The sequence below is a fragment of the Streptomyces polyasparticus genome (assembly GCF_014493765.1).
Lineage (GTDB): Bacteria > Actinomycetota > Actinomycetes > Streptomycetales > Streptomycetaceae > Streptomyces > Streptomyces polyasparticus.
On the sequence record NZ_JACTVJ010000035.1, the window covers coordinates 1 to 26,090 of the forward strand.

Here is a 26,090-nt window from a genome sequence, read left to right on the forward strand (position 1 = left end):
CGCCGATGGTACTGCAGGGGGGACCCTGTGGGAGAGTAGGACGCCGCCGAACTAATTTTAAAGAAAAGCCCCCGCACAATGTGCGGGGGCTTTTTTGTATTTCAGGACGGCTTCACCAGCTTGGTGTCGTACGCCAGGATCACCGCCTGGACCCTGTCCCGCGACCCCGTCTTCGCCAGAATGCGTCCCACGTGCGTCTTCACCGTCGACTCCGCGAGATGGAAGCGCTCGGCGATCTCCGTGTTGGTCCAGCCCTGGCCGATGACCGTGAGGATCTCCCGTTCACGGTCGGTGAGTTGGGCCAGGCGTGCGTCCTGTGCGAGCGCGTCCGTCTCTCCCGGTGCCGGCAGCTTCTCCGCGTACGCGTCAAGGAGCCGGCGCGTGAGGCTCGGTGCGACCACGGCGTCTCCGGAGGCCACGGCGCGGATGCCGGCGAGGAGTTCCTCCGGCTGGGCGTCCTTGACCAGGAAGCCCGAGGCTCCGGCCCGTAGACCTGCGTAGGCGTATTCGTCGAGGTCGAACGTGGTGAGGATCAGGACGCGGGTGCGGTCGCCGGCGGCGACGATACGGCGGGTGGCCTCGATGCCGTCGAGGCCCGGCATGCGGATGTCCATCAGGGCGACGTCCGGGCGGAGTTCGGAGACCAGGCGTACCGCTTCGGCGCCGTTGGCCGCTTCGCCGGCGACCGTCATGTCGTCCTGGCTCTCCAGGAGCATGCGGAAGCCGAAGCGCTGCATGGGCTGGTCGTCGACGATGAGCACGGTCGTCACTATGCGGGGCCTTCCAGGGGCGGGACCGGGATACGGAGGTGGACCCGCCAGCCGCCGGCCGGCTGTGGTCCGGCCTCAAGTGTGCCCTGGTAGAGGGAAGTTCGCTCCTTCATACCGGCGAGGCCGCGGCCGCCGTCGGAGGGTGTCCCGCCCTTTCCGGTGTCGGTGACGGTCGCGGTGACCTCGTCCGTTCCGTACGAGAGAACGACCTCGGCCGTGGCCGAAGGGCCGCCGTGCTTCAGGGTGTTGGTGAGAGCCTCCTGGATCACGCGGTACACGCTGAGCTCCAGGCCGGGCGGGAGGTCCGCCGGGGAACCCTGGACCGAGACACGGACGGGCAGGCCTGCCGCACGTACGCCTTCGACGAGGGAGTCGAGGTCGGAGAGCGCCGGGGCCGGGGCCAGGTCCGCGGCGGGGGAGTCCTCGCGCAGGACGTCCAGGAGGCGGCGCAGCTCCGCGAGCGCGCCGCGGCTCGTGGTGCCGATGGCCTCCAGGGCCTGGACCGCGCGTTCCGGGTTCTTCTTCGCCGCGTACGCGCCGCCGTCCGCAAGGCCCGTGATGACCGAGAGATTGTGGCCGATGATGTCGTGCATCTCGCGGGCGATACGGGTGCGTTCGGCGGCGGCGGCCAGCTGGGCCTGCTGGTCGCGTTCGATCTCGAGGCGGTGGGCGCGGTCGACCAGGGACGCGAGGTGCTCCATGCGGGAGCGGACCGCGATGCCCAGGAGTGCGGAGAGGATGAAGCCCCAGACCGCGGGGCCGAAGGAGCCGTCCCAGGCCGCGAGCGGATAGCGCAGGGCGCCCGGGATGAGCGGGACGAGGACCACCACGGCGGCCGGTGCCAGCTGCTTGAGCGGCCGGTGCACGGCCAGGTTGAACACCGCGGCCAGCTGGACGAAGTGGGCCTGCAGGATGGCGCCCGTCCAGCCGTTGGCCAGCGCGAAGGGCGCGGTGGCGAGCAGGACGCCCATGGGGTGGCGGCGGCGCCAGTAGAGCGGCACGGTGAAGCCGAGGCTGATGACCAGGAGCTGCCAGTCCGGCACGTCCAGGTTCTGGGCGATCATCCGCCAGCCGCTGCTCGCGTAGTCGGTGAGGGCGGCGCCCACCCAGAAGAGGGTGACGGCGAGGTCCCACACCCAGGGCCTGCGCCGGTCGAAGGCGCGGAGGTACTGCAGGAGTTGACGCAGCGGGCGGGTGGACGAGAGGGTGCCCGCGCCGCGGACACCCTCTCTGTGCTGATTGGTCACGGGATCATCCTCTGCCACGGCAGGTCATACGTCCCGGCGCTTGAGGAAGAACGCGGCGACGGCGACCGAGCCGGCCGCCCACAGGACCAGGGCGATCAGGGACGCGGCGGGCGACGGGGCGCCCGCGATCGGGTCGAGTGCGGCGACATTGCCCGCGGACTGGACGGGGAAGTACTCGATGGCGGTGTCCACGGCGTCGATCGGGATCATGGAGATGACCTCGGGCAGGATCATGATCCCGCCGACGAAGGCCGCGATGCCGCCCGCGACCGAGCGGAGCACGGCACCGAGCCCGAGGGCGAAGACGGACAGGGCCGTGATGCCGGCGGACATCCCCAGGACGGCCGTGAGCACACCGGGGTCGGTCAGGGCCGCCTCCTGGTCGGTGCCGGCCAGGAAGGTCTGGGCGAGCGGGTAGGCGATCAGGCAGGTCACCAGGGTCAGCGGGAAGACGATGGCCGCGAGGACGGCGGCCTTCGCCCACAGGACCGTGACCCTTCGGGGCACCGCGGTGAGCGAGGCGCGGATCATCCCGCTCGTGTACTCGCCCGCGATGATCAGGACGCCCAGGACGGGCAGGGAGATCTGGGCGATCTGGGTGCCGGCCAGACCGATCCCGATCGGGTCGACGAACTCCCGGCTCCCCGTGTCGTAGTTGGCGGAGACCAGCAGCCCCAGGCCGATGATCAGGACCGCCGAGGACAGCAGGGTGATCCAGGTGGAGCGGACCGTCCAGAACTTGTGCCATTCGGAGCGCAGCACACGTACGGGTGTCACGGCGTAGGAGGACGTGGTGCGGGTCTGCCGGGCGATCGTGGCGGTGCTCATGCTGCGTGTCCCTTCACGGTGGCGTTGTACTCGACGGAGTCGCGGGTCAGGTCCATGAAGGCCTGCTCCAGCGAGGCGGCCTGCGGGGTGAGTTCGAAGACCGGGATGGCGTGGGCGGCGGCGGTACGGGCGATGTGCTCGGCGTCGACGCCCTGGACGGTGAGCGTGCCGGTGCTCTCGGACGTGACCGTCACGGCGGGGCCCGCCAGGAGCGAGGCGAGCTCGCCGGCCGACGGGGTGACCACCTTGACGGAGGCGGCGCCTGCTTCCCGTACGAAGGCGTCCACCGTCGTGTCCGCGAGGAGCCTGCCGCGGCCGATGATGACCAGGTGGTCGGCCGTCAGGGCCATCTCGCTCATCAGGTGCGAGGAGACCAGGACCGTACGGCCTTCGGCGGCAAGGGACTTGAGGAGGTTGCGGATCCAGAGCACGCCCTCGGGGTCGAGGCCGTTGACCGGCTCGTCCAGGATCACCGTGGCCGGGTCGCCGAGCAGGGCGGCCGCGATGCCCAGGCGCTGGCCCATGCCGAGCGAGAAGCCCTTGACGCGCTTGGCGGCGACCTCGGTGATGCCGGCCAGGTCCAGTACGTGGTCGACGCGGGAGCGCGGGATGCCGTGGGTGAGGGCCAGGGCCATGAGGTGGTTGCGGGCGCTGCGGCCCGGGTGGACCGAGCGGGCCTCCAGGAGCGCGCCGACCTCGGTGAGCGGTGCGGGGTGGTCCGCGTAGGCGTGCCCGCCGATCGTCGCGGTGCCGCGGGTCGGGGTGTCGAGGCCGAGCAGCATCCGCATGGTGGTCGACTTGCCGGCGCCGTTGGGGCCGAGGAAGCCGGTGACGGTGCCGGGCTTGACCTCGAAGCTCAGGTCGTCGACGACGGTCTTGTCGCCGTACTTCTTGGTGAGTCCGTTGGCTCGAATCATGGAGATGACGCTACGGAGCGCCAAGGGCCGTTCCGTCGGACCGGGGACGGCATCTGGCGGGCGGTTCTAGTACCCCGGTACGACAGCCGCGTCGCACCGGGGGATACCCCCTTGCGTGCAGTCGTGACCTGCGGCGACGATCACCGTATGAGCTACGAGATACGCGCGGTACGGGCCGACGAGTGGGAGCAGGTCAGGGACCTGCGCCTGCAGGCGCTGCAGGACCCCGCCGCACCCATCGCCTACCTGGAGACGTACGAGGCGGCGAACGCGCGGCCCGACCAGTTCTGGCAGGACCGAGCCGCCGGCCATTCGCACGGCCTGGACGGGCGCCAGTTCGTGGCGGTGGACGAGCACGGCATCTGGGTCGGGGCGACGGTGTCGATCATCGAGCACGCCGGCCGGGAGGACTTCTTCGGTGTGGTGCTGCCGGTGACCGGTGCGCACTTCGTGGGGGTCTACGTGGACCCCGAGCACCGCGGACGCGGCCTGGTGCAGCGTCTCTTCGAGGCCGCGGCCGAGTGGTCGTGGACGGTCGAGGGCGTGGAGCGGGCGCGGCTCTTCGTCCACCAGGACAACCACCGGGCGCAGGCCGCGTACAAGAAGATCGGCTTCGAACGCAGCGGAGGGGTCGTCCCGTTGGAGAGCGACCCCTCGAAGCTGGAGTACGAAATGGTGCTTGCGAAGCCCTAGTTGTACGGGCGCTCCGCGCGCGCCGTGCGCAGCGCCTGGGCCCACCAGTCCAGCTGGTCCAGCATCGTCTTGGCCGCGCCCGCCGCACCCTGCGGGTCGTGGGCCTTGCCGTCCTCGCCGAAGTGGTCCCAGGCGCTGTGGAAGCTGACGCCGTCGCGGATGGTCACGCAGTGCACCTCGGCGAAGACCTGGCGCAGGTGCTCGACCGCGCGCAGACCGCCGGAGACACCGCCGTACGAGACGAAGCCGACCGCCTTGGCGTTCCACTCGGTGCGGTGCAGGTCGATGAAGTGCTTCAGCTGGGCCGGGTAGCTGTGGTTGTACTCCGGGGTGACCACGACGTACGCGTCCGCGGCCTCGACCCGGGCCGCGAGATCGGCCAGGGCCGGGGTGCGCTCGGTGCCCCAGTCGGGGTGGCAGGCCGGCAGCTCCAGGCCGGCCACGTCGATGATGTCGAGCTCGGCGCCCGAGTGCTCCTCGGCGAGCGCGGTGAACCACTGGCCGACCGTCGGGCCGAAGCGGCCGTCACGGGTGGAACCGATGATCACGGCGAGGCGGTAGGGCGTGGTGGACATGGATGAAGCTCCTCTTTGGCAAATGTGTCAAGTGTGGGTGATATCCGGACAGTTGAGGCTCCGGGCCGTGGATACGAGCGGTGATCAGCGAGTCTGCAGGGTTGTGGCTTTCGCCGGCGGCGCCGGGTCGGTCTTCGTACGGTCGGCGGTCGTGCCGCCGGAACGGGTAAGCACCCCCACGACCAGCCCCAGTGCGAGGACCAGTCCCGCCACCGCCCACAGCGTGAGCCGCATCGACTCGGTGAACTGCGCCGCCTGGAGCGCACCTTGGGAGACACCCGAGGAGATGCGTCCCGCCGTCCCGGCCGATCCCGTACGTGCTTCGAGCAGGGCGATGAGCACGGTGGCGAAGACGGTGAGCATCACCGCGCCCGTACCGCCGCGGACCGTGTTGAGGAAGCCCGAGGCCATTCCCGTGCGGGAGGGCTCGACCATCGTCAGCGCGTGGGCGTCGATGATGCCGAGCGAGAGGCCGATGGCGGAGCCCAGGAGGCCGACCGGGCCCGCGAGTTCGGCCGCCCCGATGCCGGGGTGCAGGGCCGCGCCGAGCCAGAGGTTGGCCGTGGCGATCAGGGCCAGGGAGGTCAGGAGCAGGGTGCGCGGGGGCACTCCGCGGTTGGCGAGGCGTGCGCCGAGCTGGGGCAGCACGGCCATCGGGACGCTCAGGAAGAGCAGCACGAGCCCGGCTTCGCGTGCACTGTAGCCGCTGGTGCCCTGCAGGTACGTGGGCAGGAAGATCATGGTTCCGGTCATGCCGACGCCGAGCGCGAAGGAGCCGAGGGGCCAGGCGATGAACCGGCGGTTGCCGGCGAGGGAGATGTCGAGGATCGGGCGGCCGCCGGCGGCCGAGATCCGCCGCTCGATGCGGACGAAGGTGACGAGCAGGCCGAGGCCCAGGGCCAGCGGAAGCAGCGTGGCCGGTGCCGTCCAGCCTTGCGCGGAGCCCTGGGTGAGCGCGAAGAGGGTGAGCGCGAGGCCGGAGATGAAGGCGACCGCGCCCGCCTTGTCGACCTTGGGGCGCACCTCGGCGCGTGCGTCGGGCAGGACGGCCGAGCCGATGAGGATGACCGCACCGACCGCCGCGTAGGCGAGGAAGGTGGCGCGCCAGCCGAGGCTGTCCACGATCGCGCCCGAGACGGTAGGGCCGAGCGAGACGCCGACCGAGCCGGTGGTGCCGACCAGGGCGAACGCCTTGGTGCGCGCGGGGCCTTCGAAGATCGTGGCGAGCAGGGCGGTGCCGGTGGCCATCACTCCGGCGGCACCGACGCCGACCATGATGCGGGCGAGGTCGAGCAGCAGGATGTTCTGGGCGGCGGCCGAGGCGACGGTGCTCACCGTGTAGACCAGCGCGCCGAGCGAGAAGAGCCGGCGGCGGCCGTAGAGATCGCCGAGCGAGCCGGCGACGAGCATGAAGGAGGAGGCGGCCAGGAAGTAGCCGGTGACCACCCAGTTCAGTGCCGCACCGCTCGTGTCGAGGTCGGCGCCGATCCTGGGCAGGGCGACGGTGGTGCCGGACATGGCCATCGGGAGGGTGAAGAGGCCGAGGAGGACTACGGCCAGAGTCGTCTTGCCCCTGTGCGCCGGGGCGTGCGCTGCGGTTGGCATGCCGATAAACTACAACGGTCGTTGTAGTGATTACAACGGTCATTGTAATTTTCGGGTCAAGCTAGGTTGAGGTTTGGCATGGCGAAGCAGGGCGAAACCGAGCAGAAGCCTCTGCGCAAGGGGATGTTGGAGAAGCGGCAAGCGATCCTGAAGGGCGCGCGTGCCGTCTTCGGACGGGACGGCTACACGCGGGCGAGCATCGACGCGATCGCCGCGGAGGCCGGGGTCTCCAGCCGTACGCTCTACAACCACTTCGGCGACAAGGAAGGGCTGTTCCGCGCGGTCCTAATGGACAGCTCGGTCGCGGTGACCACGGCTCAACAGGCGCTCCTGGAGCGGCACTTCCACAAGTTCCGCGACCCCGAGGCGGATCTGTACGACCTCGCCGTCGAGTGGGTCGGGGGCACCGAGACGCATCCCGAGCACTTCGCCCTCGTACGGCAGATCATTGCCGAGGCCAGCCGGCTGCCGCTCGACGTGCTGCGGGAATGGCAGCGGATCGGGCCGAAGGCGACGCGGGCGGCGCTGCGCGGGCACCTCCTGGAGGCCGGCCGCGCCGGGCTGCTCGCGATCGACGAGGAGAACGCGGACCGGGCGACGCGGCACTGGGCGCTGTTCACGGCGGGCGCCGTGCAGACCGAGTCGGCGCAGGGCGCGCTGCCGCTGGAACCCGAAGTCTTCGAGCGGCTCGTACGCGAAGGGGTCGAGCTCTTTCTGGGGCTGTACGGGAAGCCGCAGTCCTAGAGGTGACGTCCTCTGCCGGTGGGGTGAAGTCCTCTGTCTGTACGGGTAGTTCGTCGTCCGGCTATATGGGCAGTCCGGCGTCCGGCTATACGGGCAGTTCGGCGTCCGGCCAGCGTGAGCGGCCCTGCTCCCGGGAGCGGAGCAGGGCCAGTGTCACCAGACCCTGGTGCTCCGTGCCGGGCGTGAGCAGCTCCGGGAGCTGGGGAAGCGGAGCCACCGCGGCGACATCGTCAAGGACCAAAGTCAGTGGTGGGTCGAGGCGACCGGCAGATGACCGTTCGGCCATGCGCCGGCCGCGCTCGACCACGCTCGACACGAGTGCGGTGAGCAAAGGCATGGCACCGGGCTGCGTCCGTGGATCCTCGATGGCTTCACCCACCACGTAAAGCGTGCCCCCTTCGTCGGCGAAGGAATCCAGGGTGAGGGCATCTGTTCGGTTCGGTGTGCACGCCTCGCGGATGTGGATCGAGAAGAGCGAGGACAGGGCGCGGGCGGTCAACTCCTGTGCCATGTCACGTCGTTCGGGGTGTGCGGTGAGCTCGGCTTCGAGTTCGCCTGCCGAGCCGGGTGCGGCCTTCGTGTGCGTACGGAGGGTGCGTACGGCCTCCTGGACATTGCTGCCCTGGGCCCAGCGGTGGACGTGCTTGAAGGCGCGGCTGTCGAGTGCGGCGGCGTGCAGATAGCTGCGCAGCAGCGTTTCTGCGGTGGCGGCGGTGGCCGCGTCGAGTTTGGCGGTCGGCCGGACCGGGGCGAGCAGCGCTTCGGCGCGCTGCTTGGCGGTCTGCTTGTCCTCGCAGCCGACGGCGGGGTTCCAGTGCATACGGGCCGGGGTGTCGCAGAGGTGGCCCGGGTCGTAGAGGAGGACGGGGCCCAGCTTGGCCCGGGCGTCCTTGGTGTCCTCCCACACCGTGGGGTCGCTCGTGACGATGACGGCTGCGCCCTCGGCGTCCTGGATGGCCTGTACGGCCAGGGGTTTACGGGTCCGGGGGCCGCCCAGGATCAGCGGCTGGCGTTGCCGTGGGAGGGCCGACGGTCCCTGCGGGGCCGGTGCTTCCGGCACCAGCGTCTCGGGCGCCTGCGGCGCCGCGGGTCGTGGCGCCTCCGGCGCGAGGTGCTCCGCGACTCCGTCGCGGGATGAAGTGCGCGGACCCACTTCGATGCCCCCGGAGAAGGCAGGGGAAGCGGAGGGGGTGGGCGCGGAGGACTCGGGGTGCGTGGAGGCGGTGGGCGCGGAGGACTCGGGAGGCGCGGAAGCCCCCGCGGTGGAGGCCGCCCCATCGGTGGACGCCCCCGCGGTGGAGGCCCCATCGGTGGACGCCTTGGACGACGCCCGCTGGGCCGCCCGCACCGCACGCCACCGCGTCCACGTGCCCATGACGAACACCGTCAGGACGACCAGGATCATCGCCTGGCCGATCACCAGGCCCCAGAACAGCCCGTATCCGGAGAGTTCCGCAGCCGGAGTGGTGGGCCAGGCGCCCGCCACGTCGTGCGGCTTGGCCACCAGGTGCCTTATCGCCAGCGGGGTCCGCCCGAAGGTCACACCCGAGGGCCAGGACCCGTGCGCGAAGAGGCCCGCGAGCCCCGTGGCCGTCCACACGAGGACGGAGAGACCGAGCACGAAGCCGAGGAAACCCAGGAGCAGCCCGTCGGGAATGCCGCCGGACCCGGACCCACCGGGATCCGGTCTGCGCTCCCGGTGATACCCCCGCTCATGCCCGTACCGCATCAAGCCACCGCTCTCACGCCACCGTGGACTCGGACGACGAACCCATCTGGTACTCCATGGCCAACGCCCGTTCCTCCGCCTCCCGTTCGGCGGCGAGGAGCTCCTCCGACGCGGAACTCTCCTGCTCCACCGACGACTCCGTCATGGCGCGGTCGGTGTACACCAGCGGCCGCTCCATCTCCGTAACGAGATGCTTGACGACTTGGACATTGCCGTTGACGTCCCACACCGCGATGCCCGGAGTCAGCGTGGGAATGATCTCCACGGCCCAGCGCGGCAAACCGAGAACCCTTCCGGTGGCCCGCGCCTCGTCCGCCTTCTGGGCGTAAATGGTGCGCGTGGAGGCCATCTTGAGGATCGCCGCCGCCTCCTTCGCCGCCGCGCCGTCCACCACATCCGACAGGTGGTGCACCACCGCGACGAACGAGAGACCGAGGCGCCGGCCGAACTTCAGGAGCCGCTGGAACAGCTGCGCCACGAAGGGCGAGTTGATGATGTGCCACGCCTCCTCCACCAGGAAGATGCGCTTCTTGCGGTCGGGCCGGATCCATGTGTGCTCCAGCCACACGCCCACGATCGCCATCAGGATCGGCATCGCGATCGAGTTGCGGTCGATGTGCGACAGGTCGAAGACGATCAGCGGGGCGTCGAGGTCGATGCCCACCGTCGTCGGACCGTCGAACATGCCCCGCAGGTCACCGTCGACCAGACGGTCAAGGACCAGGGCCACGTCCAGGCCCCAGGCCCGTACGTCCTCCAGGGCGACGTTCATCGCCTCGGCCGACTCCGGCTCTGGGTGGCGCAGTTGCTCCACGATGTCGGTCAGGACGGGCTGGCGCTCCACGATCGTCTCGTTGACGTAGGCGTGCGCGACCTTGAGCGCGAAGCCCGAGCGCTCGTCGAGCCCGTGCCCCATCGCGACCTCGATGATGGTCCGCAGGAGGGCCAGCTGACCGGTGGTGGTGATCGAGGGGTCGAGCGGATTGAGCCGGATGCCCATGTCCAGGGCGGCCGTCGGGTCGAGCCGGATCGGAGTTATGCCCAGCTCCTGGGCGATGAGGTTCCATTCGCCCACGCCGTCCTCGCCCTGCGCGTCGAGCACGACCACCTGGCGGTCGCGGAACCTCAACTGCCGCAGGACGTACGTCTTCTCCAGCGCCGACTTGCCGTTGCCGGACTCCCCGAGCACCAGCCAGTGCGGGGCGGGCAGCTGCTGCCCGTACAGCTGGAAGGGGTCGTAGATGTAGCCCTTGCCGGAGTACACCTCGCGCCCGATGATCACGCCCGAGTCGCCGAGCCCGGGGGCGGCCGTCGGGAGGTAGACGGCCTGGGCCTGGCCGGTGGAGGTGCGCACGGGCAGACGGGTCGTCTCCACCTTGCCGAAGAGGAAGGAGGTGAACGCGTCCGTGATCGCGGTCAGCGGATCTCGCATGAGCTGGGCCCCTTACGACGGCTCGGCGGCTCTCGCCTGATGACGGCTAGCGGCGGATGCCGGTCGCGAACGGCAGGGTGTTGACGAAGGCCCGGTGGTGCTCGCGGTCGCACCACTCCAGCTTGAGATAGGACTTGCCGGCCGAGGCCCGGATGGTCCGCTTGTCCCTGGCCAGCGCTTCGGGATTGCGGGCGGACACAGTGATGTAGCCGACGAGATTGACGCCCGCCGCACCGCTCGCGAGGTCCTCTCCGCGCTGGTCGAGACGGGAGTGCGCGGCGATGTCGCGGGGGTCGACGGTCCGGTTCATCTTCATCTGACGCGAGGCCTCCGCCTCGTCGTTCGTCTTCTCGGTCAGCATCCGCTCGATGGCGATCTCGGTGGGCTCGAGATCCATCGTCACGGCCACGGTCCGGATGACGTCGGGGGTGTGGACAAGCAGCGGGGCGAGGAAGTTGACCCCGACCGGCGTCATCGGCCACTCCTTCACCCAGGCCGTCGCATGGCACCAGGGCGCGCGCGTCGAGGACTCCCGCGTCTTCGCCATCAGATACGTGGCCTCGCGGGCGTCCAGCTCAGCCGGCCAGGCATTGCGCTTGGTCATGGCCTGGATGTGGTCGATGGGGTGGTCCGGGTCGTACATCGAGTGCACGAGCGAGGCGAGCCGCCCCTGCCCGAGCGGCTGCCGTACGCGGATGTCCGCCTCCTGCAGCCGCGAGCAGATGTCGGTGAGCTCACGCGCCATGACCACTGCGAGCCCGGCGTCCTTGTCCACCTTGCGGCCCGCGAGCGGCCGGGTCGCGCGGGCCATCGCGGCGCCCTCGGCGGCCAGTTCCCGGCTGTAGTGCATGCACGCCACGAGGTAGGCGCGGTGCTGCTCGCTGCTCGTGGACACCATGGACTGCAGCTGCTCGTACGAGTCCTGCAGCCACACCGGCGCCTTCTCGTCCCCGCGTACGGCGACGTCCTTGGCGTGGGCGTCGGGGTCGGCGGGCAGGGTGCGGGCCAGCATCTGGAGGCGGGTGACGAAGCCGTCGCCGTTGGCCACGTGCTTGAGCAGCGTGCCGAAGCGGTCGACCAGGGCCTCCTGGTCCTCGGAGTCCCGCAGCCCGACGCCCGGGCCCTCGATCTCGATCGCGGCCGTCACCGTACGGCGGTCGGCGTGCAGCAGCACGGCGATCTCGTCGGGTCCGAAGGGCGCCGCGAGCCAGGTGATCCGGCCGATCCCCGGCGGCGGTCCGACCTCGACCTCGCGCCCGTCCATCCGCACACCGGCCTCGGGCGCGCCCGAGCGGTAGGCGGTGCCCTGGCGCAGGGTGCGCTTGTAACTCCGGTTGATCTCGAACCACTTGAAGAACGTCCGGCCCTTGTACGGGACGTACACCGCGGAGAGCGCGAGCATGGGGAAGCCCATGAGCAGCACGATCCTGAGGCTGAGCACGGGCACGAGCAGCCCGCACATCATGCCGAGGAACGCGCCCACGATGATCAGTGCGATCTCGCCGGTCTCACGGTTCTTGCCGATGATCGCGTTCGGCCGGGCGCGGCCGATGAGATAGGTGCGGCGGGGCGTGACCGTATGGGACTGGGTCGTCAACGCCCTTCACCTCCCGAGCGGTTGCTGGTGCGGCTTGCTGTGGTGCTGCGCGAGCTGTGGGTGCCCGTGCCGGGGGTCGAACGGGGTGGGGGTGCGGCGGAGGGGACAGTTCCGCCGCCGCCCGATCCGCGGCTGCTGTGCGCGGCCATGCCCCCGGAGGCCTGGTTGGCGGGGCGTGGCTGCTGGCCGCCGCCGTCCCCGCCACGGCCGCGTGAGCTGTGGGTCTTGATGCCCTGCGAGACGAGGGCGGCCGGCGAGGAGATCACGGCGGCGGCCTTGCCCTCGGCGCCCTGCATGATGCGGTTGTTGCGGCCCGCGGCGATCTCGTCGCCGAAGCCGGGCACGAAGCGGTAGATCATCCCGCTGGCGAAGATGGCGAGCAGGATGATGCTGAGCCCGGAGACGACGGCGGAGAACGCGTTCGGCCCGTCCTCGTCGCTGAGCGCTCCCGCGAGCCCGAGCACGATGACGATGACCGGCTTCACCAGGATCACCGCGATCATGATCCCGGCCCAGCGCCGTACGTGGCCCCAGAGGTTCTTGTCGACGAGCCCCGCATAGACCACGGTGCCGAGCAGCGCGCCCACGTAGAGCAGGGCGGCCCGGATGACCAGTTCGAGCCAGAGGATTCCCGCGGCGAGGATGCTGACGAGCGAGACCACGATCAGCATGATCGGCCCGCCGCCGATGTCCTCGCCCTTCTTCAGGGCCTCGGAGAAGGTCCCGAAGAACGTGTCCGTCTGGTTCCCGGTCGACTTCGCGATGACGTCGGTGATGCCGTCGGTGGCGGAGACGATCGTGTAGAGGATCAGCGGTGTGAAGGCCGAGGCCAGGACCGTGAGCCAGAGGAAGCCGATGGCCTCTCCGATGGCCGTGGTGAGGGGGACGCCTCGTACGGCCCGCTTGGCCACGGCGAGCAGCCACAGGAGCAAGGTGAGGATGGTGGAGGCGGCGAAGACGACGGCATAGCTCTGGAGGAACTTGTCGTTGGTGAAGTCGACTTCGGCCGTCTTGGACACGGCTTCGCTGAGCTTGTCGACTGTCCAGGAGGCGGCGTCGGCACAGCCCTTGGCGAGGGAGGAGAGGGGGTCGAGGGTGTTGAGGGCGTCGTCGGCGGGGTTCTTGGGGGCGTCGCCGGAGCCGGAGCGGCCGTTTTCGCAGTACTCCTTGGCGGGGCCTCGGATCAGCTCGCAAGGATCGTCGGTCGGCTGCGGTGTGGGCGCCGCGAAGGCGCGCGTGGCCAGACCGAAGACCGCGGTCTGTGCGGCCACGGCGACCGCGGCGAGGGTCAACGTCCGGCGGCGGTGGTTAGCGGGCATACGTGAACCCTCCGAATTCCTCGACCGCTTCGGCCATGTCCTTCGCGGTGGAGGCGGTTTGGTCCTTCCCGACCGGGACGGGCCCGTCCTTCTGCTCGAAGTCGGCGACCTTCCAGTCACCGTTCTCCCACTTCATCTCGTACGTCGTCGTGTACCAGCTCTCCGTCACCGGGTGCTCGGAGCCGTCGCCGGCGAGACCGAAGAGGGAGGAGTACCAGAGCTCGACAGTGGCCGAGTCGCCCCCGTACTTGGTGGTCTTGGTGCCCACCGGGATGACGCGCGAGATGAAGGTCATCCCCTTCGGCGCCGTGCCATCGGCCTGGAGGCCGATGCGGCCGAGGAAGTCCTTGTCGGAGTACGCCTTGTCGAGGTCGCCCTTGCGCGCGGTCGCCACTGCGCGGGTGTAGACCGTGTCGACGATCTCCGTGCGGCGGCCCGCGTCGAACATCTCGGCGGAGCCGAGCGCGACCCCGTAGTTGGTGGCCGCGCTCTGCGCACCCGACGCGTTGTGCGCGTACCCGGTGGGGATGCCGGCCTTCTGATCCTTGACGGGGTCCTCGCCTGACGGAGCCGTCGGGTTCGAGCCCGCCTGCGAACCACCCGAACCCGAGGAGTCCGCATCGCCACCACCCTGATTGGCAAAGGCAATCGCCGCGATCAGGAGCACCACGACACCGACCACCGTCACCAGTGACCGAGAAGGGCGGGCAGCACGGCGGGGAGCGCCGTATCCGTCGCCGGAGCCGTCGGGCAGGCGCGTGCGCGTCGTCCCCGTACCGCCGTAGAAGAGCTCGTCCTCGGGACCGGGACGATCGTCGTCGTAACCGCCGACAGGACTCATGACGCGTACGCCCCCTCAACCGATTGCCGAACCGCGCAGTACGACGTTAGCCGTGCCGGTCGCCGCGTGTACGCGGAGTGGTACTGACTGGACATCAGGGAGACGCAACCTCAGCCGGTGGGCACGACGGACGAATGGAAAGGTGGCCGGGAACAGTCGGTGGTGCCCCGGTCGGCTACGGCGAACTCGGGTACGGGGAAGGCGTCTAGACGGCCATCCCGTACACGATCGTGAACAGCGTGCCGAGCGAGCCGATGATGAAGACGCCCGTCAGGCCGGCGACGATCAGACCCTTGCCCTGCTCGGCACTGAAGGTGTCCCGCAGAGCCGTCGCGCCGATGCGCTGCTTGGCCGCGCCCCAGATCGCGATGCCGAGACAGATCAGGATGGCGATCGCCATCACGACCTCGATCATCACGCGGGCTTCGCCGCCCAGGCTCCCGAAAGGCCCCCAGTCAGGGGCGATCCCGCCGATGATCGTGGTGATGTCGCCCTTTTCGGCTGCCAGAAGCATGTAACTCACCGCCCCTTGTGGGTAGTTCCGCACCCCCTGCCGCTGCGCAGAGGCCAGGAGTCATTGTCTCCGAGATTTGCCCGGCGCATGTCGACTTACGGCCATCAGTTGCCAGAGTTGTCCCGGAGGCGTGCCGGACCGACGAATACCGCCCGGCGCTCCATGTGCTGGGGAGATCCGGGCGGTATACGGCGTTCCGTATGGTCACTCTGTGTATCACGGGCGGTGACGTGGGGCAATGAGCTGACGTGATGCTGGATCTCGTGCCCTTTTCGCGTGTGCCTCGTTACCTCGCGGTCACGTCAGCTGCGGGCGTACGAGCCGAGGCCGACCAGGCAGTAGACGTACTCGTTGATGGTCGCGCCGTTCAGGGTCTGGCGTGAGGAGTACGCGTACTCGGTCTTCGGGTTCGCGTCGCAGGAGCTCATGTCCGAGGTGAACGGGAAGGTCTGGATCACCTTGTAGTGCGCGTCGGACGCGGAGCACTCCACTTCCTCGACGCCGCTGGCGTCCTGCGGGGTGTCCGAGTCCGGCAGCTCCCCGTTGAGGCAGGTGCCTTCGGTGAACGGGTCCGGGGGAGCGCTCTCGGTCGGTGTCTCGGTGCCCGGGGTCGCCGGCGCGGAGGTGGCCGGCGGGGTGGTGGTGCCGCCCTTGGCGTCGGCGGGGTCGTCGTCGTCCTTGGTGACCAGGATCAGGCCGCCGACGACCAGGGCGCCGATGACGAGCAGGGCGCCGAAGCAGCCCCAGGCGGGCCTGGTCCTCGCGGCGCCGGGCTGGTTCCCGACCACGATCTTGAGGAACACCTGGTTGCCGGCGAGGTAGGCCGGGATCATGTCGCCGTTCCGGCACGGGGGTACTTGGATCTGGATCGGTGTGCCCCGGTCGTTCAGCGTGAACGTCACGCCGGTGGCCGCCTGTTGCGGAGTCAGCGTGATGGGTATGACCTGCGGCGCCATTGGGTTCCCCCCTGGGATGGTCGTGGTCGACGCGCCGATTGTGGCGGCGCGGGGTCCACTTGTCCCGGTCCGCGGGGGAACTGTTGCCGGGTTGCGATCAGGGAGTCGCGAAGTGGTCGAACTCGCCGTCCCGTACGCCGAGTTCGAACGTGTGCCACCGGCCGGCGCTCGTGGTCATCACCGTGTCCGGTGCGGCCTGGTCTCGTACGCGGATGGTGTCGCCCTCGGCGTCGACGCGGAGCGGGCCGCCTGTCGGGTGCCCCGCCTTGATCCCTTGGATCAGGGCGCTGAAGGCTGCGGGGGTGGTGCGGACTATGGCCCCGGTGGGGTCGGAGCTCTCGGTGAGATGGATGGTGCCGGGGGCGGCGTCGACGTGTACGCAGGACTCGCCCTCCCCGCAGTACGACGACTTCTGCGGTGTGCTCGCGACGTGTACGCAGGAGTCGCCAGATCCGCAGTGCGACGACTTCTGCCAGGCATGCATGTGCATGGGCTACCTCACAGTTCTCGAATGATGCTGTGGATGAAGTCTTGGGACTCGGCGGGATTGAGGGCCATCTCCTCCAGCCGCCCGAACAGGGCCTGGTATTCCGCGAGTTGCGTCCCATCGCTGAGGAAGATCGGGCCGTGGACTTGGTCGAGATGAACGGTGTCCAGCTGCGGTACGGGGCCATGCGAGTAGTAGATCGACTGTCCTGAGCCGGGGAACGCTCCGGCTGAGAATGGGATGACCTGAATGGTGATGTTGTCGCGCTCCCCAGCGCTCAGCACGTGGTCGAGCTGGGCGCGAGCCACTTTGGGCCCTCCGAACTGCATGCGCAGTGCGGCCTCGTGGATGATCGCCTGGTACGGCGTGGGGGTGTCGCCGTACAGGGTGGCTTGGCGCTTGATGCGGAACGAAACGCGATGCTCGATCTCGGGTGGCGAAAGCACGGGTACCACCTGCCGGAACACTTCACGTGCGTGTTCGACGGTTTGAAGCAGGCCTGGAATGTGCGCGGTGATCGCCGTGCGCAGTCGTGTGGCGTGGTGCTCCACCTCGGCAAGGTCGAGTAGTCCTGCGGACAGGATGCCGCGGTACTCCTCCCACCAACCGCGCCCGCGCTCCCCGGTCATGTCGACGAGTGCGGACACGAATTCCTGGTCGGAGCATACGTAATGGCGTGCCAGGGTTCGCAGGCGCTCGGCGCTCACGCCGACGCGACCCGCCTCCATGTTGCTGACCTGGTTCTGCTTGATGCCCAGGAGTTGACCGGCATCCGTCGCCGTGAGTCCGGCGCGCTCGCGGAGTCTCCGCAGCTCGGCGCCGAATCGGATCTGGCGGCCCGTCGGGTTGCTTCTCACGGACTACGTGCCTCCTGGTCACCCACACGAGTGGCAGATAATGCATATCTCGGGATTCGGTTAACGCGATAACTCGGCATCGCTACCTTAACGGTCAGGCCGATAGCCGGAAGTGCACCACGGGACGCCGTGGCGGAGCCACCGGACCCAACTCACGCCAACCAAAGGAGACTTCGCCATGCCAACCGTAACCCCGCCCCCCTGGGCGTACACGCTCCAAATGCCCCACGACCCCCGGGCGCCGGGAATCGCCCGCGCAACCCTTCGCGCGATCCTCCACACCCACGATCTCGCCGAACTGAGCCTCACCGCCGAGCTGTTGACGAGTGAGCTCGTGACCAATGCGTTCCTGTACGCGGACGGGCCGTATGCCCTCCGTATCGGGGAGCGGCCCGACGGGCGGTTGCGCGTGGGCGTGTGGGACGCCAACCCCGAGATCCCGCCCCCCTTCGCGGACGTACCCGTACCAGGCGAGCCGGAGCGCGAGGGCGGGCGCGGGCTGCTGCTCGTGCAGGCGTGCGCCGACCGGTACGGGGCGTACGCGCTCAAGGAGCCCGGGAAATACCTATGGGCGGAGTGTGTTCGCCCGTGAGGGGTCGAGGACGCGGGCCAACTCGGCGCGGCTGGTCACGCCGAGCTTGGCCGAGAGCCGGTACAGGTGGCCCTCGACCGTGCGGACGGAGAGGGTCAACCGATCCGCGATCTGCTGGTTGGTGAGGCCCGCCGCCGCGAGGAGGGCGATCTCGCGTTCGCGGCGGGTCAGCGGGAGCGGGCGGGCGAACGCGAGCAGGGCCGGGGTGCGCAGCCCCTGGCAGTCGGCCGCGAGCCGGTCGGCCGCCGCGGCCTCCGTGCCCGCCGAGCCCGAACGCCCGGCGCGCTGGAAGGCGTCGGCCGCCTGCGCGTGCGCGTCCGCGGCCGCGGCGGGCGCGCCGCCGTCCAGGAGGAGCAGGGCCGCGGCGCGCAGGGCCTCGCCGTCGTCGTCGGCCAGGGCGTGGGCGTGCCGGGCGGCGCCCTGTGCGGCGGGGCCGCCCACCTGGAGTTCCAGCTCCGCGAGCCGGTCGGCCGTGGCCCGGCGGGCGTCTCCGAGGCGTACGGCGGTGTGCAGGGCCCACACCTCGTACGCGAAATGGTGTCGGGAGGCGGCCAGTTGGGCGCCCGTGCGGGCGTGCGCGACCGCCTCGCTGAGGGCGCCCTCCGCCGCCGCCACCCAGGCGCGGGTCACCCAGAGCTCGGGGTCGCGCACCGCGAACACGGGACTGTGCACGGATTCGGCCTGGGTGAGGGTGTGCCGTGCCTCGTCCCGCCGGCCGAGGAGCGCGCGGGCGCGAGCCAGGGCCACCAGGGCGAACTGGAGGAAGCCGCCCGCGGTGCCGTGCTCGCGCAGTCCGTCCACGGCTTCGCGCAGGAGGTGTTCGGCGTCGGCGGTCCTGCCCTGTTCGAGCACGGCCTCGCCGAGCACGCAGTGGGACCGCTCGGGCCCGAACGGGACGGCCGCCTCCGCCTCGCGGTGCAACTCGGCCAGCGCCACCGCCTCGCCCGTACGGCCGGACAGCCACGCGCCCACGACCTCGGCCAGCGACAGCGGGGTGCGCAGATAGCCGAGCTGCCAGGAGCGGGCCAGCGCCGCGCGCGCCTGGCCGGCCGCCTCCCGCGCCGGGCCGCCGCGGCCGCCGACGGCGTGGGCGATGGTGCGGGTGAGGTGGGCGAGGAGGAGGGGCTCGGGCTGGTCGGCTTGTGCGGCGGTGTCGGCGTCGCGCAGGGCGGCCGTGTCCCCGAAGGTGGACATAACCCTCCCGCCCGGGGGCCGAGCCCTTTCAAGGCTATCGGCGCCCACTGACAACGCCGGGGTCCCGGTGACCGGCGCCGAGGTGCCGCCCGACAACTCCGGGCCCCCACCCGACAACCCCGTAGCCCCACCCGACATCCGCGACCCCCCGGCCAGTACCCCCAAGTAGCCCCGGATCCCGGCAAGGTGGCAGTGCGCCACCGGGTCCCGCAGCCGGGCCGCAGTCGCCGTGAGCGCGTCGTGGGCCGCCGCCGGGTCCTGCGCGATGAGCGCGAGCCCCATGATCTGGGGCACGGCGGCCTGGACGTGCTCCAGGTCGGTGCGCGCGAGGCGGGTCAACTCCTCCAGCTCCGCCGCGAGCTGTTCCGTACGGGACTGTGCCGCGACGGCCGTGGCGACCACGAGTTGGGCGGGGAATCCGGCGCCGCCGGTGAGGGCGGCGCGGGCGAGGCGTTCGGCCAGCGGCATGTCGGCGAGCAGTGCCGCCTGCTGGGCCGAGCGAAGGGAGAGGCCGGGGTCGGGCGGCAGGTCGGAGTCGAGGCGGAGCAGGGCGCGGCGCAGGCGCGGTGCGGTGGGCTCCTCCCAGGTGCCGGTGCCGCTGATGCTGTCCGTGCGGAGCGCGCCGTACGGGCCGCGCCGTCCGTCGGCACGCTCGGGGTCGAGGGCGCGGGCCACGGTGCTGCCGGGGTCGAGGGCGCGGGCCAGGGTGCTGCCGGGGTCGAGGGCGCGGGCCAGGGTGCCGCGCAGCCGGCGTCCGCGCAGGGTGCCGAGCCCGGCACGGCGGACCTCGCCGTAAAGGGGGTGGGCGAGCCGGGCGTTGAGCCGGCCGTTCTCGTCCTCGGTGACCGTGACGAGGCCCCGTTCCTCGGCCGCCTCGACCGGGTCCGCCGGGCCGGCCGGCACGAGGCGGGCGAGCAGCCGGATGTCGAGAGGCTCGCCGAGTGCCAGATAGTCGACGATCTCCCGTACGGGGTCCGGGAGTTCACCCATGCGGGCCGCGATCAGGTCGACCAGCGTGGGCGTCACCATCGGGACGCCCTTCCAGCGCCAGGTCTCCGCCGCCTTGTACAGGCCGCCCGTGGCCCGTTCGCCCTCGACGAGGTGGCGCAGGAACAGCGCGTTGCCTTCCGTGAGATGCCAGAGGCGCTTCGCGGATACGGAGTCCACCGGACCGCCGAGCACCGCGGCGAGCAGCTGTCCGCACTCCGCCAGGTCGAGCGGCGGCAGATCGAGCCGCCGCAGCTGCCCGCTCCGCCACAGGCCCGCCACCGCTTCCGGTACGGGCTCACCGGAGCGGACCGTCAGGACCAGGCCGGCCGCGCCTTCGAGCGCCAACTGCTGGACGAGGAGCGCCGAGAGGTCGTCGAGGAGCTGCGCGTCGTCGATGCCCAGGACGAGCCGGCGGCGGGGCGCGGCCCGACCCGCGCCTTGGCCCGAGCCCTGGTGGCCGCCCTGGTCCGCTCCCTCGAACAGTGCCTGCCGTGTGCGGTACAGCGCCTCGGCCGCTCCGGTGTCCACGGGCACGGCCCAGGTGGCGAACGCGCCGAGCGGGACGGCGCGGGCGCCGGGCGTGCCGGCCGCCCAGTGCGTCAAGGCCCCGCGCCGGGCAGCCTCGGCCACGGCCTCCGCGGCGAGGCGGGTCTTGCCGACCCCCGGCGGTCCGATCAGGACGGTCCCGGCGGGAGAGCGGCCTCCTTTGAGTGTGTCCGCGATGGTACGTAAGTGCTCGGAGCGGCCGGTAAGCGGCCAATCGGGCGTCACGCACCGAGCATAGGGACCGGCGGCGCCGACGGGAACGGGGTGTTGACAGCCTGGTCGTACACCCGTAGGGCCCTTCTGGTCCGTCGGAGGAGCCTTGTCGAGCAGGCGAGTTGAGTACTCGGACGCGCGTCCCCGCGGAATCGAGTAGCCGACTACTCGTGCCGCGCCCCCGTATCGCACGGATTCTGAGGATGTCCCGGACGACAGGCGCCGGGCTCGGTGCACAGCCCACGGGGGAGAGATCCATGAACGAGACCAAGAAGTCGAGGAAGCTGATGAACCGCCGCACTCTGGGCGGGGTCGCCGCCCTGGCGGTGGCGGCCGGAACGCTCGGCGTCGCGATGGGGATGCCGAACGAGGGCAGCAGCCCGAAGAAGTCCGTCGCCGCCAAGCAGGCCACCGAGACGGCGCAGGCGACCGGGGTGACGCAGGCGGGCGACGCGAAGGGGATCGTCACGAAGGCGGGCACGGAGACCAAGGTGTTCACCTTCAGGACCACCGCCGTCGGCGACTGCCGCCGGATGAACGGCGCGACCTGGAAGCTCTCGTCCAACGGGCACGCCTACTTCAAGGGTCACTTCTGGAGCAGCAGCGGTGACGACGCCTGGCTGATGTACGCGAAGCTGCTCGACCACCGCGGCGGGCTGATCGGCTACCTGCACGCCGACCGCAACCCCGGTGACTCGCGGAAGTTCGTGATCAACCTGTCGGAGGCGAACCAGATCGTCACAGCGGGCCGCAACGCGTACTTCGCCGACCACCTCTGGGACGACGTCACGACCATCAGCCTGACGCGGCACTGCTGACGGCGGCACCGCTGACGGGGGCGTGCGCCCGGCGCGCACGCCCGGCGTATGGAAATCACCGAAGAGGTGGCGTCCCGGGCGCATCGCGGCTCATGATCTCAACTCATCCTTCGCTTAAGGAGTTTGGGAATGCCGCACGCTTCGAACGGTTTCACCAAGACGGGCCTCGGCCGACTGCACGACGTACTGGCCGGGCACGTCGACTCCCAGAAGATCCCCGGTCTCGTCGCCCTCGTCAGCAGGGGCGACGAGACCCACGTGGAAGTACTCGGCACCTTCGAGCACGGCGGTGGTGGCGCGGCGATGAGCCGCGACACCATCTTCCGGATGGCCTCCACGTCCAAGCCCGTCGCGATCGCCGGCGCGATGGTGCTGCTCGACGAGTGCCGGATACGGCTCGACGACCCGGTGGACCAGTGGCTGCCCGAGCTCGCCGACCGCCAGGTCCTCAAGCGGTTCGACGGACCGCTGGACGAGACCGAGCCGGCTCGTCGCCCGATCACCGTACGAGACCTCCTGAGCTCCACCTTCGGACTCGGTATGGACATGACGTCGATCGGCACCCCGGTCATGAACGAGGTGTTCGGCCAGGGGCTCACGCCGAACCTGCCGACGCCGATGCCGGAACCGGACGAGTTCATGCGCCGGCTCGGCACGCTGCCGCTGATGCACCAGCCGGGGGAGCAGTGGCAGTACCAGCTCAGCCACGACGTGGTGGGCGTGCTCGTGTCGCGCGTCTCGGGCCAGTCGTACGGTGACTTCCTGCGCGAGCGCATCTTCGAGCCGCTCGGCATGAAGGACACCGGCTTCTACGTACCGGCCGACCAGATGCACCGCTTCCCGCCGCTGTACGCGCCCGACCCGCAGTCGGGCGAGTTCCACGTCTGGGACACCGCCGAGGGCGGCCGGCACTCCGCGCCGCCGGCCTTCGAGGGTGGCGGCGGCGGCCTCAACTCGACGGCGGACGACTATCACGCGTACTTCCGGATGCTGCTCAATGGGGGCGTGCATGAGGGTGAGCGCATCCTGTCCCGTCAGGCCGTCCGGCTCATGACCAGCAACCAGCTGGACGCGGCCCAGACCGCGGCCCGCACCAAGCTGGCCAAGGACAACGTCCACATCTCCTACGGCCAGGGCCAGCACGGGGGTTGGGGCTTCGGCATGGCGGTACGCACGTACGTCAGCGACTACGCGCCGATCGGCCAGTTCGGCTGGGACGGCGGCTCGGGTGCGTCGACGTACGCGGACCCGGTGAACGGCGTGGTCGGCATCCTGCTGACCCAGGTCGGGGCGTCGGCCCCGTACTCCATCCACGCGATGCACGACTTCTGGACGACGCTGTACCAGTCCTTGGACGACTGACCCTCCGCCCCTTCCCTGGTTCCGGTCCCCGTCCCCGTCTTAGTCCTTGACGGAGGCGGGGACGGTGGTGGGGATCTCCGGCTTGTTGGTGCAGCCGAACTCCTCGGCCATCACTTTTGCCGAGTGCAACAGGTGTTGAAAGTGGCCCTTCTGGCTCTTGTCGCGAGTGAGGCTGTCCTTCATCTTGCCTTCCAAAGGCACCTCGTTCAGCTGCGAGATGGGTGCCCCCGGCACGCCGCACCGGATGTACACGTAGTACAGCGGGTCGTCGAGCAACGGGTCCTTCCAGTAGAGGAGCTTTACGTCCGGCCCGGCTTCCGTCATCACCCGCTTTTCCCGCTTGTCGTTGCTTTCCTCGAAGGCAAAATCGAAGGGGAAGGTGGAAGCTCCGTACTCGATCACCAGATCCTTGTCGCGGGCCTGCGGATTCCCGGCGTGGCAGAGCTCGGAGTTGACGAAGCGAGGAATGTCGTTCTCGTCCGCAGGTTTCCAGGCGAGAACCTGATCGCGGAATACTGTCCGCGCTTCCGTAACGCTCGAAGAGCTGTTCATCTTCCGCTGGGACTCTGTTGTGTGGTTCGTGAACCACGCCATGCCTTCCGTCCCGAGCAGCTCCTTGCAGGGTCCCGGGTTGGCGTTTGCAGGGTCCTTCTTCTCCTGCGGAGCCCCGCTACTGCACCCGCTGAGGCTGAGTACTGCTGCTCCCAGGAACGCGGCAGCAACGCGCGTACGAACCATCAGTGGCCCCTTGCATTGTCCGTGTCAGTGAGGCCCTTACCCTCGCTGTAGAGGGTCGAGCCATTCCTTTCCAGTTGCCTTACCTCGCCGGGACTCAGCCCTTGAGACTCCGCGTAGTTCATCAGTGGCGTCATCGCCGCATGCTCTCCGGCCCGCTCAGCGGCCTTGATTCCCTTGACGGAGTCCGCGCTGTTGTCGTACTCCCGTTCCTCGAGCCAATCGACGGTGTTGTTGGCCCAGGCGGTGTCGAGAGCGCCCCCGAGGGTCTCGATGGCAATCGGAACCGCGATCAGAGCTGCCCCGCCGGTGGGTACGGCCAGCGCGGTTCCGACGCCAACTGCCGCTCCGGTGACGGCACTACCGAGAAAGTTGCGCCATTCCGCGCTCTTCTCGAGCTCCTTGTTCCTGGCTGCCTCGTCATCGGCGAATTCCTTGCCGATCGCCTCGAACCTGGCCTCGTCAAGCATTCCATGGACCTTGACGCTGTACAGCCCGGCATCCATGGCGTCCGTCTTGTTGTCCTGAGCGGCGATGACACTCGAACCGTAGAGCTGCTCCGCCGCGGAAACTGTCGCGTAGGAGTCCTGGTCCGAAGCCAGTGCGCTCAGGAAGGCCGCGGAGTCGTTCTTGCCGAAGTCCTGGAGCCGATGGTCCTGGACGCCGAACAGGTCGTTGACGCCGCTCAGGTGGTCCTGTTTTGCGGAATCGCCGAATCCCGCTACGGAGTACGTGAGGCTGCCGATGTGCCCCGAGGCCATCTTCGCCAGGCTGTCCCGCATACCGGGTTGTCCGTCGATCACGTCTGCAGTGTTGTAGTGGTCGACCACCCTGTGCATGAGATCGGTGCGCTTCTCGCGCGCCGCGATGGCGTCCTCGCCCTTCAAGGAAGGGATCTCCGGCGTCTTGTCGTCATACGCATACCCCAGTGTCGCCGACTCCAGCGCGTGGCCCAGGCTCGCGTAGCCGATCGGCTTGCCGTCCTCGCCCTCCGGCCACTTGCGGGGGTTCTCGACCGCGTCGGAACCCGCTTCCGGTACGCCGGACAGGTACGCGAGGTTGTTGACGTCGTCCAGGCCGCCCCCGGACGTGGACTTGCCGAAGAACTCCACCGACGCCTCGGGGTTGTGGGCCAAGCCGTCCAAGAAGCCAGCCACCGGATCGCTGGGCTTGTCCGAGGGGGGATAGTCGAGCTGGAAGGGGGTCTCCCACAGGTTGCCCGGCTCGCCGAGCACCGAGTCGTTGCCCTTCTTGCGCTCGAACTCGATCAGTGACGTGCCGTAGTCGTTGAGGAAGCCCGAGTCGAACTTGCCCTTCTGCATCAGGCTGCTGGCGATCTGGTAACCGTAGGGGCCCTGCAGGCCCTCCCGGATCGGGAACTGCTTGTCGCCGGCCGCGATGACCTCGCGCTGCCACGCGTCGATGCCGGGGGCATTCGAACTGGTCGCGTTCGCAAGGGACATGCTCAGGTTGTCCTGGACCTGGGCCAGCATCTTCGCGCGGTCGCCCTCGATCGGCGGGCCGGCCGGAGAGGCCAGCTCCCGCCAGAACTCGAGGGTGCCCTCGCCGCCCAGGCTTGTGGCGAGAGTCGCGGCCGCGTGATCTTCTCGGCGGCGGCGTCGAGTTCGGCCTGCGGCACCGGGTCCGTGTTGCCGCCGTCTCCGACCGAATGAACGTAGCCGTCCTCGGTCGAGCCGTTCTGGTGGACGCGGATGTTCTTCGCGCGCGCGTCCACCAGGGCGGTCTTGAGGTCGCTCTTGTGCTTCGTGAAGTCGTGGTGGATGTCACTCAGCAGCCCGAGGATCGTCTTCGCCTCGGCCGCGGCGTGGGTGAACTCGCGAGTGGTCTTGGTGATGAACTCCCGGGTGACGGTCGCGTTCACGCCGCTCCAGTCGGCTCCGTTCGCCTGCTGGGCGAGTTCGGCCGCGGAGATGTCGCCCTTGCCGTCGGCCAGGCGCTGCAGTTTGCCCGTCATCGTCTGCCACTGGTCGACGGCTTCCTTCAGCTTCCCCAGACGGAGTTCCGTCAGCTCCGAGACAGTCAGCACCTGTTCCCCCTGCTTCTACTTCAGATAGCTCTCGATGACCGACGACTTGATCGCGGTCTCGATGTCGACGTCGTCCTTCGCGTGCTGCGAGCGCGCGAAGTCGAGGCCGTTGGAGATGTGGGCGCAGGCTTCCTTGAGGGTCTGGGTCTTGCTGTTCCAGGCGTCGTGCAGCTCAGTGAGGGCCGATCCCGTGTCGAGGCCGTCGTTGAAGAGCTCGATCGAGGCGTCGAAGGTGCTCGGGCGGGCCAGGTCGCTGTCCACGCGGAAGCGCTCGCGCAGGTCGTAGGCCATGTTGCCCAGCTTGCCGAGCTCGTTGTCCCGTACGACGAGGTCCTTGCCGCCGCCACCGCCGCCTTCGGCCGGCAGCTGGTTCAGTTGCATCTGCGTCTGCTGCCGCCCCGCGGCATCAGCCTTCAGCTGCTCCCATTCTTCCCATGCCATCCTGAATCCCCCGTCGGGTCACTGCCGCTGCAGACGACCAG

Annotated in this window: 25 protein-coding genes; 5 read left to right on the forward strand and 20 right to left on the reverse strand. The window is 69.7% G+C overall.

The window, feature by feature from the left end:
* Positions 1–101: 101 nt before the first annotated feature.
* From H9Y04_RS42080 to H9Y04_RS42095, 4 genes are read right to left on the reverse strand one after another with little or no spacing between them, the layout of a single operon-like run.
* Positions 102–770 (reverse strand): response regulator, encoded by a 669-nt coding sequence (locus tag H9Y04_RS42080; protein ID WP_187819550.1) that lies wholly within the window; start codon positions 768–770, stop codon positions 102–104.
* Positions 770–2,017 (reverse strand): sensor histidine kinase, encoded by a 1,248-nt coding sequence (locus H9Y04_RS42085; RefSeq protein WP_187819551.1) that lies wholly within the window; start codon positions 2,015–2,017, stop codon positions 770–772. The genes H9Y04_RS42080 and H9Y04_RS42085 overlap by 1 nt, the downstream gene beginning before the upstream one ends.
* A gap of 24 nt (positions 2,018–2,041) precedes the next feature.
* Positions 2,042–2,845 (reverse strand): ABC-2 transporter permease, encoded by an 804-nt coding sequence (locus H9Y04_RS42090; protein ID WP_187819552.1) that lies wholly within the window; start codon positions 2,843–2,845, stop codon positions 2,042–2,044.
* Positions 2,842–3,762 carry an ABC transporter ATP-binding protein gene (locus H9Y04_RS42095; protein WP_187819553.1) on the reverse strand — a complete coding sequence of 307 codons (921 nt, stop codon included), beginning with the start codon at positions 3,760–3,762 and terminating at the stop codon, positions 2,842–2,844. The genes H9Y04_RS42090 and H9Y04_RS42095 overlap by 4 nt, the downstream gene beginning before the upstream one ends.
* Positions 3,763–3,909: 147 nt before the next feature.
* On the opposite strand from H9Y04_RS42095, the gene H9Y04_RS42100 reads away from it, so the two are divergent.
* Entirely contained in the window at positions 3,910–4,455 is a 546-nt protein-coding gene (locus tag H9Y04_RS42100) for a GNAT family N-acetyltransferase (RefSeq protein ID WP_187819554.1), read from the forward strand.
* On the opposite strand, the gene H9Y04_RS42105 is transcribed toward H9Y04_RS42100, so the two are convergent.
* Both H9Y04_RS42105 and H9Y04_RS42110 read right to left on the reverse strand, forming a co-directional pair.
* Positions 4,452–5,030 (reverse strand): NADPH-dependent FMN reductase, encoded by a 579-nt coding sequence (locus H9Y04_RS42105; RefSeq protein ID WP_187819555.1) that lies wholly within the window; start codon positions 5,028–5,030, stop codon positions 4,452–4,454. The genes H9Y04_RS42100 and H9Y04_RS42105 overlap by 4 nt on opposite strands.
* Before the next feature lie 84 nt (positions 5,031–5,114).
* Positions 5,115–6,635 (reverse strand): MFS transporter, encoded by a 1,521-nt coding sequence (locus H9Y04_RS42110; protein ID WP_187819556.1) that lies wholly within the window; start codon positions 6,633–6,635, stop codon positions 5,115–5,117.
* A 78-nt stretch (positions 6,636–6,713) separates the two neighbouring features.
* Between H9Y04_RS42110 and H9Y04_RS42115 the strand changes: the two genes are divergently transcribed.
* Complete coding sequence (locus H9Y04_RS42115) at positions 6,714–7,379, forward strand: TetR/AcrR family transcriptional regulator (protein ID WP_187819557.1); 666 nt, start codon at positions 6,714–6,716, stop codon at positions 7,377–7,379.
* Between the two features lie 85 nt (positions 7,380–7,464).
* Here the strand turns inward: H9Y04_RS42115 and H9Y04_RS42120 are convergent, their stop codons facing one another.
* The 9 genes from H9Y04_RS42120 to H9Y04_RS42160 form a co-directional block, all read right to left on the reverse strand.
* Positions 7,465–9,108, reverse strand: coding sequence for a P-loop NTPase family protein (locus H9Y04_RS42120; RefSeq protein ID WP_236072117.1), 1,644 nt, complete (start codon positions 9,106–9,108; stop codon positions 7,465–7,467).
* A gap of 13 nt (positions 9,109–9,121) precedes the next feature.
* Positions 9,122–10,540: an ATP-binding protein gene (locus tag H9Y04_RS42125; protein WP_187819558.1), complete on the reverse strand. Its 1,419-nt coding sequence runs from the start codon at positions 10,538–10,540 to the stop codon at positions 9,122–9,124.
* Positions 10,541–10,586: 46 nt separating this feature from the next.
* Positions 10,587–12,137, reverse strand: a complete 1,551-nt coding sequence (locus H9Y04_RS42130; protein ID WP_187819559.1) for an SCO6880 family protein — start codon at positions 12,135–12,137, stop codon at positions 10,587–10,589.
* A complete protein-coding gene (locus H9Y04_RS42135) occupies positions 12,134–13,456 on the reverse strand; it encodes a hypothetical protein (RefSeq protein ID WP_187819560.1) in 1,323 nt (440 codons plus the stop codon). The genes H9Y04_RS42130 and H9Y04_RS42135 overlap by 4 nt, the downstream gene beginning before the upstream one ends.
* Positions 13,446–14,297: a DUF8175 domain-containg protein gene (locus tag H9Y04_RS42140; protein WP_187819561.1), complete on the reverse strand. Its 852-nt coding sequence runs from the start codon at positions 14,295–14,297 to the stop codon at positions 13,446–13,448. The genes H9Y04_RS42135 and H9Y04_RS42140 overlap by 11 nt, the downstream gene beginning before the upstream one ends.
* 205 nt (positions 14,298–14,502) lie before the next feature.
* Positions 14,503–14,811, reverse strand: coding sequence for a DUF8827 family protein (locus tag H9Y04_RS42145; RefSeq protein WP_187819562.1), 309 nt, complete (start codon positions 14,809–14,811; stop codon positions 14,503–14,505).
* Between the two features lie 302 nt (positions 14,812–15,113).
* Entirely contained in the window at positions 15,114–15,767 is a 654-nt protein-coding gene (locus H9Y04_RS42150; protein WP_187819563.1) for an LppU/SCO3897 family protein, read from the reverse strand.
* Between the two features lie 97 nt (positions 15,768–15,864).
* Positions 15,865–16,251: a DUF397 domain-containing protein gene (locus tag H9Y04_RS42155; RefSeq protein WP_187819615.1), complete on the reverse strand. Its 387-nt coding sequence runs from the start codon at positions 16,249–16,251 to the stop codon at positions 15,865–15,867.
* A gap of 14 nt (positions 16,252–16,265) precedes the next feature.
* A complete protein-coding gene (locus H9Y04_RS42160) occupies positions 16,266–17,111 on the reverse strand; it encodes a helix-turn-helix domain-containing protein (RefSeq protein WP_187819564.1) in 846 nt (281 codons plus the stop codon).
* A 178-nt stretch (positions 17,112–17,289) separates the two neighbouring features.
* Between H9Y04_RS42160 and H9Y04_RS42165 the strand changes: the two genes are divergently transcribed.
* Positions 17,290–17,703, forward strand: a complete 414-nt coding sequence (locus H9Y04_RS42165) for an ATP-binding protein (RefSeq protein WP_187819565.1) — start codon at positions 17,290–17,292, stop codon at positions 17,701–17,703.
* Here H9Y04_RS42165 and H9Y04_RS47875 read toward each other — a convergent pair.
* Positions 17,677–20,658, reverse strand: coding sequence for a helix-turn-helix transcriptional regulator (locus tag H9Y04_RS47875; RefSeq protein WP_187819566.1), 2,982 nt, complete (start codon positions 20,656–20,658; stop codon positions 17,677–17,679). The two genes, H9Y04_RS42165 and H9Y04_RS47875, sit on opposite strands and share 27 nt — an antisense overlap.
* A 245-nt stretch (positions 20,659–20,903) precedes the next feature.
* Between H9Y04_RS47875 and H9Y04_RS42175 the strand changes: the two genes are divergently transcribed.
* Both H9Y04_RS42175 and H9Y04_RS42180 read left to right on the forward strand, forming a co-directional pair.
* Entirely contained in the window at positions 20,904–21,464 is a 561-nt protein-coding gene (locus tag H9Y04_RS42175; protein WP_187819567.1) for a DUF6294 family protein, read from the forward strand.
* Between the two features lie 129 nt (positions 21,465–21,593).
* Positions 21,594–22,826 carry a serine hydrolase domain-containing protein gene (locus tag H9Y04_RS42180; protein WP_187819568.1) on the forward strand — a complete coding sequence of 411 codons (1,233 nt, stop codon included), beginning with the start codon at positions 21,594–21,596 and terminating at the stop codon, positions 22,824–22,826.
* Positions 22,827–22,865: 39 nt separating this feature from the next.
* Here the strand turns inward: H9Y04_RS42180 and H9Y04_RS42185 are convergent, their stop codons facing one another.
* From H9Y04_RS42185 to H9Y04_RS42200, 4 genes are read right to left on the reverse strand one after another with little or no spacing between them, the layout of a single operon-like run.
* Complete coding sequence (locus tag H9Y04_RS42185) at positions 22,866–23,564, reverse strand: hypothetical protein (RefSeq protein ID WP_187819569.1); 699 nt, start codon at positions 23,562–23,564, stop codon at positions 22,866–22,868.
* Positions 23,564–25,054: a hypothetical protein gene (locus tag H9Y04_RS42190; protein ID WP_187819570.1), complete on the reverse strand. Its 1,491-nt coding sequence runs from the start codon at positions 25,052–25,054 to the stop codon at positions 23,564–23,566. The genes H9Y04_RS42185 and H9Y04_RS42190 overlap by 1 nt, the downstream gene beginning before the upstream one ends.
* Complete coding sequence (locus tag H9Y04_RS42195) at positions 25,027–25,608, reverse strand: hypothetical protein (RefSeq protein WP_187819571.1); 582 nt, start codon at positions 25,606–25,608, stop codon at positions 25,027–25,029. The genes H9Y04_RS42190 and H9Y04_RS42195 overlap by 28 nt, the downstream gene beginning before the upstream one ends.
* Before the next feature lie 15 nt (positions 25,609–25,623).
* Complete coding sequence (locus H9Y04_RS42200; protein WP_187819572.1) at positions 25,624–26,049, reverse strand: hypothetical protein; 426 nt, start codon at positions 26,047–26,049, stop codon at positions 25,624–25,626.
* Positions 26,050–26,090: the final 41 nt, after the last annotated feature.